The sequence below is a fragment of the Inquilinus sp. Marseille-Q2685 genome, assembly GCF_916619195.1.
GTDB lineage: Bacteria > Pseudomonadota > Alphaproteobacteria > DSM-16000 > Inquilinaceae > Inquilinus.
The window spans coordinates 64,042-76,926 of record NZ_CAKAKL010000011.1 but is presented as its reverse complement, the minus strand read 5'-3'; the positions used below and the strand labels follow the sequence as shown (position 1 = coordinate 76,926).

General features: G+C 72.9%; 10 protein-coding genes. 1 reads left to right on the top strand and 9 read right to left on the bottom strand.

Going from position 1 to position 12,885, the window contains the following annotated elements:
- Window positions 1-20: 20 nt before the first annotated feature.
- The 5 genes from LG391_RS31205 to LG391_RS31185 form a co-directional block, all read right to left on the bottom strand.
- The gene (locus tag LG391_RS31205; protein ID WP_225772458.1) at window positions 21-512 is read right to left on the bottom strand and encodes a hypothetical protein; all 492 of its coding nucleotides are present in this window, start codon (window positions 510-512) and stop codon (window positions 21-23) included.
- Window positions 513-648: 136 nt separating this feature from the next.
- On the bottom strand, window positions 649-1,263 hold the full coding sequence (locus tag LG391_RS31200) for a sarcosine oxidase subunit gamma family protein (protein ID WP_225772456.1): 615 nt from the start codon (window positions 1,261-1,263) through the stop codon (window positions 649-651).
- A complete protein-coding gene (locus LG391_RS31195; protein ID WP_225772454.1) occupies window positions 1,256-4,267 on the bottom strand; it encodes a sarcosine oxidase subunit alpha family protein in 3,012 nt (1,003 codons plus the stop codon). The genes LG391_RS31200 and LG391_RS31195 overlap by 8 nt, the downstream gene beginning before the upstream one ends.
- The gene (locus LG391_RS31190) at window positions 4,264-4,539 is read right to left on the bottom strand and encodes a sarcosine oxidase subunit delta (RefSeq protein ID WP_225772452.1); all 276 of its coding nucleotides are present in this window, start codon (window positions 4,537-4,539) and stop codon (window positions 4,264-4,266) included. The genes LG391_RS31195 and LG391_RS31190 overlap by 4 nt, the downstream gene beginning before the upstream one ends.
- Window positions 4,540-4,551: 12 nt before the next feature.
- Complete coding sequence (locus LG391_RS31185; RefSeq protein ID WP_225772451.1) at window positions 4,552-5,811, bottom strand: sarcosine oxidase subunit beta family protein; 1,260 nt, start codon at window positions 5,809-5,811, stop codon at window positions 4,552-4,554.
- A 223-nt stretch (window positions 5,812-6,034) separates the two neighbouring features.
- Here LG391_RS31185 and LG391_RS31180 point away from each other — a divergent pair, with 223 nt between their 5' ends.
- Entirely contained in the window at window positions 6,035-6,415 is a 381-nt protein-coding gene (locus tag LG391_RS31180) for a hypothetical protein (protein WP_225772449.1), read from the top strand.
- A gap of 21 nt (window positions 6,416-6,436) precedes the next feature.
- On the opposite strand, the gene LG391_RS31175 is transcribed toward LG391_RS31180, so the two are convergent.
- The 4 genes from LG391_RS31175 to LG391_RS31160 are packed head-to-tail and all read right to left on the bottom strand — an operon-like array spanning window position 6,437 to window position 12,878.
- Complete coding sequence (locus LG391_RS31175) at window positions 6,437-8,500, bottom strand: acetate--CoA ligase family protein (protein WP_225772448.1); 2,064 nt, start codon at window positions 8,498-8,500, stop codon at window positions 6,437-6,439.
- 2 nt (window positions 8,501-8,502) lie between these two features.
- Window positions 8,503-9,711, bottom strand: coding sequence for an aminomethyltransferase family protein (locus LG391_RS31170; protein WP_225772446.1), 1,209 nt, complete (start codon window positions 9,709-9,711; stop codon window positions 8,503-8,505).
- A 1-nt stretch (window position 9,712) separates the two neighbouring features.
- Complete coding sequence (locus LG391_RS31165; RefSeq protein ID WP_225772444.1) at window positions 9,713-11,272, bottom strand: NAD(P)/FAD-dependent oxidoreductase; 1,560 nt, start codon at window positions 11,270-11,272, stop codon at window positions 9,713-9,715.
- Window positions 11,259-12,878 carry an NAD(P)/FAD-dependent oxidoreductase gene (locus tag LG391_RS31160; RefSeq protein WP_225772442.1) on the bottom strand — a complete coding sequence of 540 codons (1,620 nt, stop codon included), beginning with the start codon at window positions 12,876-12,878 and terminating at the stop codon, window positions 11,259-11,261. The genes LG391_RS31165 and LG391_RS31160 overlap by 14 nt, the downstream gene beginning before the upstream one ends.
- Window positions 12,879-12,885: the final 7 nt, after the last annotated feature.

Below are 12,885 nucleotides of genomic sequence, written 5' to 3'. Positions count from 1 at the left end.
ACCGGGCGTGCGGCCAGTCCTCAGGTCCGTCGAGCCCGGAACTCGGCCAGCAGACGCCAGTCGCGTTCGCCGTCCGGCGACCGCTCGGCCCGCCAGGTGAAGCTGTCCGGCGTGATCTCGCGGAAACTCCAGCGGATGGTGGCGCCGTCCTCGGTCTTGCCGAGCTGGACGATGTCGCGCCCCTCGGCCCGGCCGAGCTGCCGCGTGTAGTACTGCTTCAGCGGGTCGTTCCACAGGATGTGCCAGGCGTCGAGGCCGGGATCGTAGATGCGCAGGGTGGTGCCGAAGAAGGCCCCGGGCAGGATCCAGACGTCCTGGATGGCGCGGCCGCCCAGCGCCCAGCCGAAATGGATCTCGCCCCTTCCGGGCGTGGCGGTGCCGTCCTCGGCGAACAGGCGGGTGTCCATCTCCCAGTCGCCGATCAGCCAGCCATAGAGGCCCATCTTCTCGGCCCGGTCGGGCGCCGGGCCGTCGGTGAACAGGGCGGCCTGCAGGGAGGGATAGGTGGGCATCGGGGCTCTCCGGAAGCTTCGGGGAGCCCCGGATTAGGCCACCGCGGGCCGCTGCTGCTTGGAGAAAATTGCGATGCCAGCGTGGCGCTGCGTAGGTTGAGTTCGCGACCGCGAACCCAACATACGGCAGCACGGCTTATTTGAGGCTCACCGCCCGCGGCGCTTCCTGGGGTGGAGGCGGGCGGTGCAGCAGGGCCGGGTCGATCGCGGCGCCGAATTCCAGCGCGCCGTCGGCCAGGGCGCCGAGGGTGAACTCGGCATAGGACAAGGGCAGCAGCAGGTCGAAGGCGTCGGCGCCGGCGCGCTGCAGATGCACCCGCACATGCTCCAGCCGGGCGGTGGCGAAGTCGCCCTCGGCCAGCATGTCCGGGTGCAGGTCGACCGCTGCCAGCTTGGCCAGCAGGTCGCGCGACCGCGGCCCGTCCAGCCGCAGCCCGGCATAGCCGCCGGTGCAGGGCACCGCCGCGACCTCCGCCGGCAGCCCGGGCAGAGCCGTGCCGGCCTCGGCGATCAGCAGCCGGCGCCAGGGGGCGACCGGCCACAGCCGCAATCCGCCCGCCGTCAGCGTCGCGCCGGCCCCGGCGACGGCGGCGCCGAAAACAGCGCGCTCCCAGCCGGCGAGGGCGGCGGCGGAGTCTTCGCCCCAGGCGGCGAGCTGCAGGATCGCGGCGGGGCGCCAGGGGCGGAAGCTCAGGCCATCGGCGTCCAGGGTCGACAGCGCCTCGACGGGATTCAGCAGGGTCTCAGCCACGGACGCGCTCCCCCTTCGGGTCATACATGCAGGGCTCGACCACCCGCACCTTGACGTGGCTGCCGCGCAGCGGGTCGGTGGCGAAGATGGCGCCGCCCATCCGCTCGCGGCTGCGGGCCAGGAAGCCGAGGCCGATCGGCAGCCCGCTGACCGGGCCGATGCAGCTGGAGGTGACATGGCCCTGGGTCGGCTCGTTCGGGCGATACATGCCGCCCTCGACCAGATGGGCGCCGGCGACCAGCGGCTCGCCGTCCTCCGACACCAGCCCGACCAGCCGCGGCCGGTCCGGGTCGGCCAGGCCCTCGCGCTGCGCCAGCGGCTTGCCGATATAGTTGCCCTCTCGCTTGGCGAAGCGCTCATGCGCCAGGTCGGCCAGCGTGACCTGGCCGTTGATCTCGGCGCCGGTCAGGAAACCCTTCTCGATCCGCAGCAGCTCCAGCGCCTCTAGCCCGAAGCGCTGCAGCCCGACCGGCTCGCCGGCCGCGATCAGCCGGTGCCACAGGGCATGGGCGTGCTGCGCCTCGACATGCAGCTCGTAGCCGAGCTCGCCGGTGAAGCTGACGCGAAGGATGCGGATCGGCAGCCCGTCCACCACCACGTCCCGCGCCGCCATGAAGGGCAGGGCGTCGTTCGAGACGGCGGCGGCGTCGCCGACCAGCCGGGCCAGGACCTGGCGCGCGTCCGGCCCGGTCAGCGCCAGGGCTGCGCGGGCCTCGGTCAGCTCGGTCACCGCGACGCGCAGCTCCGGCCAGTCCACCTCGGTCAGCCGCTCCATCATCCGCACCACGTCATGCGCCTTGGCGCTGGTGGTGGTGACGTAGAAGCGGTCCTCGGCCAGCCGGGTGACGGTGCCGTCGTCCAGCACGATGCCGTCGTCGCGCAGCATGATGCCGTAGCGCGAGCGGCCGACCGGCAGCGTCTCGATCCGGTTGACGTAGAGCCGCTCCAGGAACGCCGCGGCGTCGGGGCCGCTGACGTCGATCTTGCCCAGGGTCGAGACGTCGAACACCCCGACATTCGACCGGACGTATCGGGCCTCGCGCAGCGACGCCTCGCCCAGGCCCTCGCCCGGCCGCGGGTAGTAATGCGGCCGCAGCCAGCCGCCGGAGCGGATGAAGACCGCGCCGTCGGCCCGCTGGATCTCGTGGAAGGGCGGCCGCCGGGTCGGATAGGCGTGCCAGCCGACCGACCGGCCGGCGATGGCGCCGAAGGCGACCGGGGTGTAGGGCGGGCGGAAGGTCGGCGCCGCCACGTCGCCCCGCCGCAGCCCGCGGGCATCGGCCAGGATGTCCATCGCCGGGCCGTTCGAGGTCTTGCCCTGGTCGGTCGCCATGCCCTGGGTGGTGTAGCGCTTCATGTGCTCGGGCGAGGTGAAGCCCTCGCGCGCCGCCAGCCGGATGTCGGCGGCGGTGACGTCGTTCTGGAAATCGACGAAGGCCTTGCCGCCCACCTGCGGGTCCGCGACCACGGGCGCGGTCGCCGGGGCAGGGGCGGGGCGCTCCAACCGAGTCCCCTCTCCCCCCGCGGGAGGGGGGACTTTTCTGACGTTGGCACCATGGCTCTTCACAAACCTTGCCGCCTGCCGTCCCACCGCCAGCCCGTCGGCGATCGCGGCCTCGGTCGAGGCGCGGCCGGCGCAGGCGCCGGCGGCCAGCAGCGGGCCGTCGAGGTCCGGCAGCACGAAGCCGCCGCGGGTCCAGTCCAGCTTCGGGCGGATGCCGCGCTGGCTCAGGAGATGCGTGGTCGGCATCCAGCCGCCGGACATGGCGATGGCGTCGCAGTCGATGGCGGCAGCCCTGCCGCTGCCGTCGGCCGGGCCGATCCGGGCGCCCTCGACGCCGAGGCGGCCCTTGGCGCCGCGCAAAGCCGACCCGGCATGGACCGCGATCCCGGCGGCGCGCAACTCCTCCGCCAGCGGGTCGGGCAGGGCGGCGCGGCTGTCGACCAGCCCGGCGACCTCGACCCCGTGCCGCTTCAGCGCCAAGGCGGCGCGGGCCGCGCCGTCGTCGATCCCGGCCACCAGCACCCGCCTGCCCGGGGCCACGGCGAAGCGATGGGCGTAGCGATGCGCCGCGCCGGCCAGCATCACGCCGGGGCGGTCGTTGTCGGAAAACACCAGCGGCTGCTCGATCGCCCCGGCCGCGACCACCACCGCCGCGGCCCGGACGGTCCAGAAGCGCTGGCGCGGCCGATGCGGCGGCGGCTCCGCCAGATGGTCGGCGACGCGCTCGACCAGCCCGACCGTGCCGTGGTCGTAGATCCCGAAGGCGGTGCCGCGCGGCACCAGCGTGACCCGGTCGCCGAAGCCCTGCAGCGCCGCCAGCCGCTCCGCCACCCAGTCCACCGCCGGGCGGCCCTCGACCGGCTCGTCCTCGCCCAGCAGGGCGCCGCCGAAGCGGTCGTTCTCGTCGCACAGGATGACCCGGGCGCCGGCCTCGGCCGCGGCCAGCGCGGCGCTCAGGCCCGCCGGGCCGCCGCCCACCACCAGCACGTCGCAGAAGGCGTGGCGGCGCTCGTAGCGGTCGGGGTCGGCCTCCTTGGCCGCGGTGCCCAGGCCGGCGGCGCGGCGGATGATCCGCTCATAGACCGGCTCCCAGAACGAGGCCGGCCACATGAAGGTCTTGTAGTAGAAGCCGGCCGGGAACACCGGGGCCAGCAGGCCGTTGACCACGCCCAGCGCGTCGAAGGCCAGGGACGGCCAGCGGTTCTGGCTCTGGGCCACCAGCCCCTCATACAGCTCGACCATGGTGGCGCGGGTGTTGGGCTCGTGCCGCCCGCCGCTGCGCAGCTCGACCAGCGCGTTCGGCTCCTCCGACCCGGCGGACAGGATGCCGCGCGGCCGGTGGTACTTGAAGCTGCGGCCGACCAGCCGGATTCCGTTGGCCAGCAGGGCCGAGGCCAGCGTGTCGCCGGGATGGCCTTCGTAGCGCTGCCCGTCGAAGGTGAAGCCGAGCCTTGCCGACCGGTCGATCAGCCCGCCCCGGGCCAGGCGATGGGACGTCATCGTCCGCCCTCCGCCGCCGGGCGCCGCAGCGGCTCGGCCGCCGTGATCTCATGGGTCAGCGTGTCGCGCGTGACCAGGATCCAGGACCGGCAGCCGTAATTGTGCTGCCAGTACTCCCTGTGCGCGCCGCGCGGGTTGTCGTGGCGATAGACATGGTCGAACCAGGGCTCGGCCGTGGTCTCCTCATGCGGCGGGCGCTTCGTCCCGGCATCGCCGCCATAGAAGAACTCGGACAGGTCGCGCGGGCCGCACCAGGGGCAGGGGATTCGCATGTCGTCCGCTCCTCAGTGCCGGTTCGCGACCGGCCCGACGCCGTTCTCGTCGATGATCCGGCCGCGCTCGAACCGGTCGAGCGCGAAGGGCCGGTTCAGCTCATGCGGCTCGCCATGGGCGATGGTGTGGGCGCAGACCCAGCCGGAGCCGGGGATGGCTTTGAAGCCGCCATAGCACCAGCCCATGTTGAGATACAGGCCGTCGACCGGCGCCAGGCCGATGATCGGGCTGCCGTCCATCGACATGTCCATCACCCCGGCCCAGTGCCGCAGGATGCGGGTGCGCGACAGGTTCGGCATCAGCGCGATGGCGGCGGTGGCGATGTCCTCCACCACCGGCAGGTTGCCGCGCTGGGCGTAGGAGTTGTAGCCGTCCAGGTCGCCGCCGAAGACCAGCCCGCCCTTGTCGGACTGGCTGATGTAGAAATGGCCGCTGCCGCCCCAGGACAGGACCTGGTTGACCAGCGGCTTCAGCCCCTCGCTGACGAAGGCCTGCAGCAGGTGGCTCTCGATCGGCAGCTTCAGCCCGACCTTGCCGGCGAGGATCGAGGCGGAGCCGGCGGTGGCGAGGCAGACCCGGTCGGCGCTGATCAGGCCCCTGGCCGTCATCACCCCGGTGACACGCTCGCCCTCGCGCTGGAAATCCAGCACCTCGCAATCCTCGATGATGTCGACGCCGAGATCGCTGGCGGCGCGGGCGAAGCCCCAGGCCACGGCGTCGTGCCGGGCGGTGCCGCCGCGGCGCTGGATCAGCGCGCCGTAAAGCGGGAACAGGGCGTGGTCCGAATAGTCGAGATTGGGCGCGATCCGGCGCAGATCGTCCGGCTCCAGCCACTCGGCGTCGATGCCGGCCAGGCGCATGCCGTTGCCGCGGCGGCGCAGCGCCATGGCCCCGCCCAGCGAGGTCGCCAGGAACATCGAGCCGCGGGCCGAGAACATGACGTTGTAGTTCAGGTCCTCGCTCAGCCCGTGCCACAGCTTCAGCGACCATTCGTAGAAGTGCTGGTTGTCCGGCAGCAGGTAGTTCGAGCGCACCACGGTGGTGTTGCGGCCGACATTGCCGCCGCCGATCCAGCCGCGCTCGACCAGGGCCACATTGGTGATGCCGTGGTTGCGGGCCAGGTAGTAGGCGGTGGCCAGCCCGTGCCCGCCGCCGCCGACGATGACGACGTCGTAAGTCTTCTTCGGCGTCGCCTTGCGCCATGCCGGCTCCCAGCCGCGATGGCCGCCCAGCGCCTTCCGCGCCAGCGACAGGAAGGAATATCGCTGCATCCGTCCGCCCCGCCTTCGCCGCCCCGTCTTCGCCGCCCCGTCTTCGCCGGACGCCCGGCGCCTCCCGATCCTGCCGGTACAGTACACCACTGTATGTTCTGGGGAAGAGGGATGTCGGCGAGGATGGTCCGTCGGCACAAACAAAAATAGTGGTAACCACAATTTTGACGTGATTCGGAGCCACCGTCGCCTCCGGCCGATCGGGAGATCGGCAGGAGACGACATGATGGCCGGCATCACGATCGGTGGTCTGAAGCCCGGTGTGCGGCGTATCGGCGGGATCGGCGCCCTGGCGCTGCTGGTGGCCTGCGGGCCGACTCCGTCGGAGATGCAGCTGAACTATGCGTCGCAGCGCTGCTCCTACGGCGATCCCTATGCCTGCAATGCGCTCCGCCAGCTGTCCATCCAGGCGCAGGTCGAACGGCGGCAGCAGGACAGCAACACGGCGCTGGCCGTAGGGGTCCTGGCGATGGGTGGCCTCGCCCTCGCCGCGGCCGCCGCGAATGACGACTATGACGACGGCTGGCGCCGCCGCCGCTGGCGCCATGACGGCTGGGGCTATCGCGGCCGGGGCTATCGCGGCTGGGGGCGCCATCGCTGGTAGGCCGGCGGGCGGTCCCTCGTCTCACTGGCGCCGCCTGATGACCAGCGCGTCGACGGCGACGGCGCCGCGCGGCTGGGCCAGGATCGGGTTGACGTCGATCGCCTCGACCAGGTCGCCCAGCGCCGCGGCGAGCGCGGAAAAGCGCGCCGCCGCCTCGGCCAGGGCGTCGATGTCGGCCGCCGGGGCGCCACGGGCTCCGTCCAGCAGCGGGCGCAGCCGCAGCCGGTCGATCAGCCGCCGCGCCTCGGCGGCGTCGAAGGGCGGCAGGGCGAAGGCGGCGTCCTTCAGGATCTCCGCATGGATGCCGCCGAAGCCCACCAGCACCACCGGCCCGAAATCCGAGTCGCGCCGCAGCCCCAGCATCATCTCGACGCCCCGGTCCCGGACCATCCGCGCCACCAGCACGCGCGGGCCCAGTCGGGCGGCCATCTCGCGATGGGCCTGGTGCAGCGCCACGGGATCGGCCAGGCCCAGCCGCACCCCGTCGACATCGCTCTTATGCGCCGTGCCGGCGGTCTTCAGCGCCACCGGGAAGCCGATCCGCATGGCCGCTTCGACCGCCTCGGACTCGTCCTTCGCCATGGCGCAGGGCGTCACCGTCAGCCCGAAATCGGCGAGCAGGCGCAGCGCCTCGGCCTCGGTGACGGGATGCCTGTCGGCCAGCCGCGCCCGCCAGCGCGTGACCGCCGCCCCCGGGGGCGGCGGCGGGCGCATCGGCGGCCGGGCGGCGGCGTCGCGCCGGTCGAAGGCGATGCGGCAGGCGCGCAGGAAGGCCGGCACCCCGTCCAGCACCGGCACGCCGGCGCGGGTCGAGGCCACGGCCGCCGGGTCGCTGCCGCTGCCCTGGTGATTCGAGACGATCGCCACCGGCTTGCCGCTGGCCGCCCGGGCCCGGCGCGCGACCTCGAGATACAGCGGCGTCACCTGGCCGCCGACCGAGCGGTCCAGCGCCAGCGCGCCCAGGGCGGTGTCCGGGTCGGCCATCAGCGCCTGGACACAGGCCTCGAAATCGGCCGGGTAGTTGCGGCCGGTGCCCCAATGGTCCAGCGGGTTGACCGGCGGCAGGCCGGGATCCAGCGCCGCCTCCAGCCTGGCCACGGTCTCGGGCGACAGGGCGGCGAAGCGCACCCCGGACGTCGCCGCGAGGTCGACCATCAGCCCGCGCTCGCCGCCGCTGTCATGGGTGCTGGCGAGGCCGCCGGGGCCGACGCTGGCCGTGACGGGCAGCAGCATCATCGCCGCCGCCAGCTCGTCGACCGACCGCACTTGGCCGACAGCGTGCCGCTCGAACAGCGCGTCGTAGACGGCGTGGTCGCCGGCGATGGCGCCGGAATGGCTCAGCGCCAGCGCCGCGCTCGCTTGCGTCCGGCCGACCTTCAGCGCCACCACCGGAATGTTGCGTGCCTGCGCCTTCGCCAGAGCCGCGACGAAGCGTTCGGGATCCCGCGCCGCCTCCAGGAACAGCCCGACCACCCGGGTCTCCGGCTGGTCCAGGGCGAAATCGAGATAGTCGGCCAGGGTGGTGGTCAGCTCCTGGCCGGAGGAGATGGCGAGGGCGTAGTCGATCCGCGCCTCGGCATCGACCAGGGCGGTGAACAGCGACCCGGAATGGGTCAGCAGCACGGCGCCGCCCGGGACATGGTCCGGCCGGGTGCCGAAGCCGCAGATCCGCACCCGGTCGGTGAAGTTGTAGAAGCCCATGCCGTTGCCGCCGCACAGCGCCACCCCGGCTTCCAACGCCATGGCCCGGATGCGGTCGCGCAGGGCGGCATCGGCCAGCGGGGCGACGATGGTCGCAGCCTTCACCCCGTGCCGCAGCGCCGCGGCGAAGGCCTCGGCGATGGTCTCATCGCCGACGCAGAAGGCGGCGTGCTCGACCGGCTCCGGCAGGTCGCCGATCGACGGCAGGCAGGGGAGGCCCTGCAGCATCCCGCCCTTCGGGTTGACCGGATGCACCGGGCCGGGGAAGCCGCCTTCGACCAGCTGCCGCAGCATCACCTCGCCGACCGAGTCGGGCCGGGCGCTGGCGCCGACCACCGCGATCGAGCGCGGGCGCAGCAGCGGATCCAGCCTGTGGGGCGCCATGGTCAGGTCTCGCCCGGCGGCGTGGCCCGGCGCCGCGGCGGGTCATAGAAGGGGCGGTCCACCACCCGGGCCCGCACCATCAGCTTGTGGTAGACCAGCTCGCGCAGGGCATAGATCTCGACCCAGAGGTCGTCCTTGACCGTGTCGCCATAGGGTCGGCGCAGCGAGGCGAGCGCGATGTTGCGCTTGGCCGAGGGCGACCAGGCGGCGGCGGTGATCTGCCCGGCCTCGACCTTGCCCTTGTGGTAGACGATGGCGTGCTCGGCCGGGACATTGCCGTCGATGTCCAGCCCGACCAGGCACCAGCGCGCCGACCGGTCGCGGCGCTGGGCCAGGATGGCGCGCTTGCCGGTCCAGTAGGCGGCCTTCTTGTCGTCCACCAGCCAGCCCAGGCCGATCTCGTCGGGCGTGCGCCGGCGGTCGACGCGGATCGCGGTCTCGGCCGTGACGAAATCGCTGTTGGCGATGATGAAGCCGGCCTCCAGCCGCGCCAGGTCCAGCGCCGCGAAGCCGATCGCCTGCAGCCCGTGCCAGGGGCCTGCCGCCCACAGCCGGTCCCACAGTGCCAGCGCCGCCTCGGGCTCCGTGAACAGCTCGTAGCCGAGATCGCCGGTGAAGCCGGTGCGGGACACGGTGACCCGGCCCTCGTCCAGGTGGAAGTCCCGGATCTGGAACGGCTTCAGCGTCTCGATGCCGTCGAAGCCGGCGCGGGTCAGCAGCGCCCGGCTGGTCGGGCCCTGCAACGCCAGGGCGGCCACCTGCTCGGTCTCCTCGGCGATCTCGACCTCGAAGCCGATGGCGGAATCCAGGAGCCAGTTCAGATGCCGCTCCTGGCAGCACAGCCGGAACTCGGCGGGGCCCAGGCGGAACAGCGTGCCGTCGTCCAGCACATGGCCTTCGTCGTCGCACCAGCAGGTGTAGTGCACCCGGCCGACCGGCAGCTTCGACACGTCGCGCACGGTCAGCCGGTCCAGGAAGGCCTCGGCCTCGGGCCCGGCGATGCGGTACTTCACCATCGGCGTCAGGTCGAACAGCGACGCGGCGTTGCGGATGGCGAAGTACTCCTGCTCGGCGTCGCGGATGACGCGGGCGGAGACATAGCCGCCCCAGTTATACCAATCCTCCGCCTGCATCAGCGCGGCCAGGCGCGGATGGAACGGCGTCTGCAGCAGCGGCCTGCGGAAATGGTCGCGGGGCAGGGGGCGGCGCATGTCAGCGGACCTCCGCCAGGATCCGGCGCGCGGCGTTCAGGCCGGCGGCGCCCATCACCCCGCCGCCGGGATGGCTGCCGGCGCCGCAGAGATACAGGCCCGGCACCGGCGTCGCGTACCGGCCGGCGCCGTGCACCGGGCGCAGCATCATCAGCTGGTCCACCGCCAGCTCGCCATGGTGCCAGTGGCCGCCGGGCATGCGGTAGCGCGCCTCCAGGTCGGAAGGGGTCAGCAGCTCCGCCGCCGTCACCCGCGCCGACAGGCCGGGCAGGGGACGCTCCAGCACCGCCAGGATGCGGTCGCGGAACTCCGGGCCGCCGGAATACCAGCCGCCGCGCAGCCCGGCCGGGGCGTATTGCGCCACCACCCACATCACGTGCTTGCCAACCGGGGCCAGGGACGGGTCGGTCAGGGACGGGATCACCGCCTCCAGCACCGGCTCGGGCGAGGTCTCGCCGTATTTCGCCGGGTTGAAGGCGGCCTCGACCGCGTCGATGCCCGGCGCGACCACCAGCCGGCCGGCCAGAAGTGCCGGGTCCAGCCCCTCCGGCAGCCCGTCCAGCGCTAGATGCAGCTTGGCGGCGTTGCCGCGCATCCGGACATGGCCGATGCGGCGGACGAAGCCGGCGTCCAGCGCCCGGGGCCCGAGCAGGTCGAGGAAGGTGGTGCGCGGATTGGCGCCGGAGACGATGATGGGTGCCCGGATCTCCGCCCCCTCGGCCAGAACGACGCCGACGGCGCGGTCGGCCTCGACCAGGATCTTCGCCACCGGCGCGCCGGTGCGGATCTCGACCCCGGCGGCCCGGGCCGCGGCGGCGAGGGCGGCGGCGACCGCGCCCATGCCGCCCTTCGGCAGGGCCAGCGCCGCCGGCACGCCGTCGGCCTGCCCGGCCAGCCGGTGCAGCAGCGTCAGCAGCGAGGTCGGGGAGCGGGGGCCGAGATGGGTGCCCAGCACGGCGTCGAAGGCAACGGCGCCCGTCAGGCGCGGATCGGTCAGCTCCTCCTCCAGCACGTCGGCGACATCCATCAGGATCATGCGCAGCAGCTCGCGCATCTCCTCGCGGCCCAGCCGGCGGATCGCCCAGCCGAGCCTGCCCAGCGCCAGGGCGTCGCCGCGCCCGCTGCCGCGCAGCCGGGGCGGCGTCTGGGTCAGGAAGGGCTGCAGCGCGCCGGCGAAGCGCAGCAGCCGGGCCCGCAGCGCCGCCCAGGCCTCGGCCTCGCCGGGCGGCAGGTCGCCCGCCAGCCGCTCGCCGAAGGCACCGTGCAGGGTGAGATGCCGGCCATCGGCGGACAGTGCCGTGGTCGGGATGTTGCTGGCCGCCAGCGCCAGGCCGTATCGCGGCAGGTCCAGCGCCCGGATCACCTCCGGATGCAGCTGGTTCAGCACATGCGCGACATGGGAGACGCGGAAGCCCGGCGCGAACCCCACCGTCCGGGCGGCGCCGCCGCCCTCCTCCGCCGCTTCGCAGAGGACGACGCGCCGGCCCTTCTTCGCCAGCAGCGCGGCGCAGACCAGGCCGTTATGGCCGCCGCCGATGACGATGGCGTCACAGGACGTCATAGGCGTCGCTCATCACCGCGGGCTTGCGCCTCAGGTCGCGCAGGATCTCCGCCGCCGCGTTGCGGCCCGGCGCGCCCATCACCCCGCCGCCGGGATGGGTGGAGGACCCGCACATGTACAGCCCCGCCACCGGCGACCGGTACTGGGCCCAGCCGGGCACCGGCCGGTTGAACAGGATCTGGTCGAAGGTCAGCTCGCCCTGGAAGATGTTGCCTTCGGTCAGCCCGACTTCGGCCTCCAGCTCGCGCGGGGTGCGGATCTCGGCGTGCAGGATCAGGTCGCGGAACCCAGGCGAATACTCGGCGATCTGGTTGATCACGGTCCTGCCGAAGGCGTCGCGGTCGGCGTCGGTCCAGTCGCGGCCCTCGACCTTGGGCGGGCAGTACTGGACGAAGCAGCTCATGAAGTGCTGGCCCGGCGGCGCCATGGTCGGGTCCAGCGTGGTCGGGATCATCATGTCGAGGAACGGGTCGGCGGACCAGCGCCCGGCCTTCCAGTCGTCATAGCCGCGCTCCATCCGCTCGACGCTGTCGGTGAAGTGCATGTCGCCGCGGATGCAGGGGGAGCCCTCGGGCAGCGCCGGGAAGCGGGGCAGGGCGTCCAGCGCGATGTTCACCTTGCCGGAGGAGCCGCGGATCTTGAAGTTCCGCACCCGCTTGACGAAGGGCGCCGGCAGCGCCTGCTCCTCCACCAGCGTCAGGAAGGTGCGCTTGACGTCGAGGTTGGAGACGACCTGCCGGGCGCGGATCTCCTCTCCGCCCGCCAGCACCACGCCGGCCGCCTTGCCGTTCTCGACCAGGATGCGCTCGACCGCGGCGCCGGTGCGGATCTCGCCCTTCGCCGCGCGCAGCGACCCGGCCATGGCCTGGGTGATGGCGCCCATGCCGCCGCGGGCGAAGCCCCAGGCCCCGGTGGCGCCGTCGACATCGCCCATATAGTGGTGCAGCAGCACATAGGCCGAGCCGGGCGAGCAGGGGCCAAGCGCGGTGCCGATGATGCCGGACAGGGCGAAGCTGGCCTTCACCACCTCGCTTTCGAAATACTCGTCCAGGAACTCGGCGATGCTCATGGTCCAGAACCGGATGGTGTCGGCCATCTCGGTCTCGGTCAGGTCGTGGAACCTGCGGCCGAGATACAGCAGCTCCTGCAGGTCGCGCGGCCGCAGCGACGCCGGGTCCGGCGGGGTGCGCAGCAGCAGCGGGCGGATGAAGCGGCACTGCCGGGTGACGTCGGCGGAATAGCGGTCATAGGCCTCAGCGTCGCGCAGCGAGAAGCGCTGGATCTCGCGCCGGTGGGCATCGTGCTGGCGGTAGGTCGCCAGCGCGTCGCCGTCACGGGTGAACACGGCGCCGCCCTCATAGGGGATGACCTGCAGCCCGTGCCGCGGCAGCTCCAGGTCGCGCATGATCTCCGGCCGCAGCAGGCTGCAGACATAGGAGCAGTTGGAATAGAGGATGCCGGGATGGAGCGACCGGCTGACCGCCGCACCGCCGACCCAGTCGTTCTTCTCCACGACCAGCACCTCGAGCCCGGCCCGGGCCAGGTAGCCCGCCGCCACCAGCCCGTTGTGCCCGGCCCCGACGACGATGACGTCCCAGGTCTTCATGGGTGGA

What these genes read in the sequence shown, in the direction of transcription:
- LG391_RS31205 (WP_225772458.1), bottom strand. Translation starts at nt 512, where the DNA reads ATGCCCACCTATCCCTCCCTGCAGGCCGCCCTGTTCACCGACGGCCCG.
- LG391_RS31195 (WP_225772454.1), bottom strand. Translation starts at nt 4,267, where the DNA reads ATGACGTCCCATCGCCTGGCCCGGGGCGGGCTGATCGACCGGTCGGCA.
- LG391_RS31190 (WP_225772452.1), bottom strand. Translation starts at nt 4,539, where the DNA reads ATGCGAATCCCCTGCCCCTGGTGCGGCCCGCGCGACCTGTCCGAGTTC.
- LG391_RS31185 (WP_225772451.1), bottom strand. Translation starts at nt 5,811, where the DNA reads ATGCAGCGATATTCCTTCCTGTCGCTGGCGCGGAAGGCGCTGGGCGGC.
- LG391_RS31180 (WP_225772449.1), top strand. Translation starts at nt 6,035, where the DNA reads ATGATGGCCGGCATCACGATCGGTGGTCTGAAGCCCGGTGTGCGGCGT.
- LG391_RS31175 (WP_225772448.1), bottom strand. Translation starts at nt 8,500, where the DNA reads ATGGCGCCCCACAGGCTGGATCCGCTGCTGCGCCCGCGCTCGATCGCG.
- LG391_RS31170 (WP_225772446.1), bottom strand. Translation starts at nt 9,711, where the DNA reads ATGCGCCGCCCCCTGCCCCGCGACCATTTCCGCAGGCCGCTGCTGCAG.
- LG391_RS31165 (WP_225772444.1), bottom strand. Translation starts at nt 11,272, where the DNA reads ATGACGTCCTGTGACGCCATCGTCATCGGCGGCGGCCATAACGGCCTG.
- LG391_RS31160 (WP_225772442.1), bottom strand. Translation starts at nt 12,878, where the DNA reads ATGAAGACCTGGGACGTCATCGTCGTCGGGGCCGGGCACAACGGGCTG.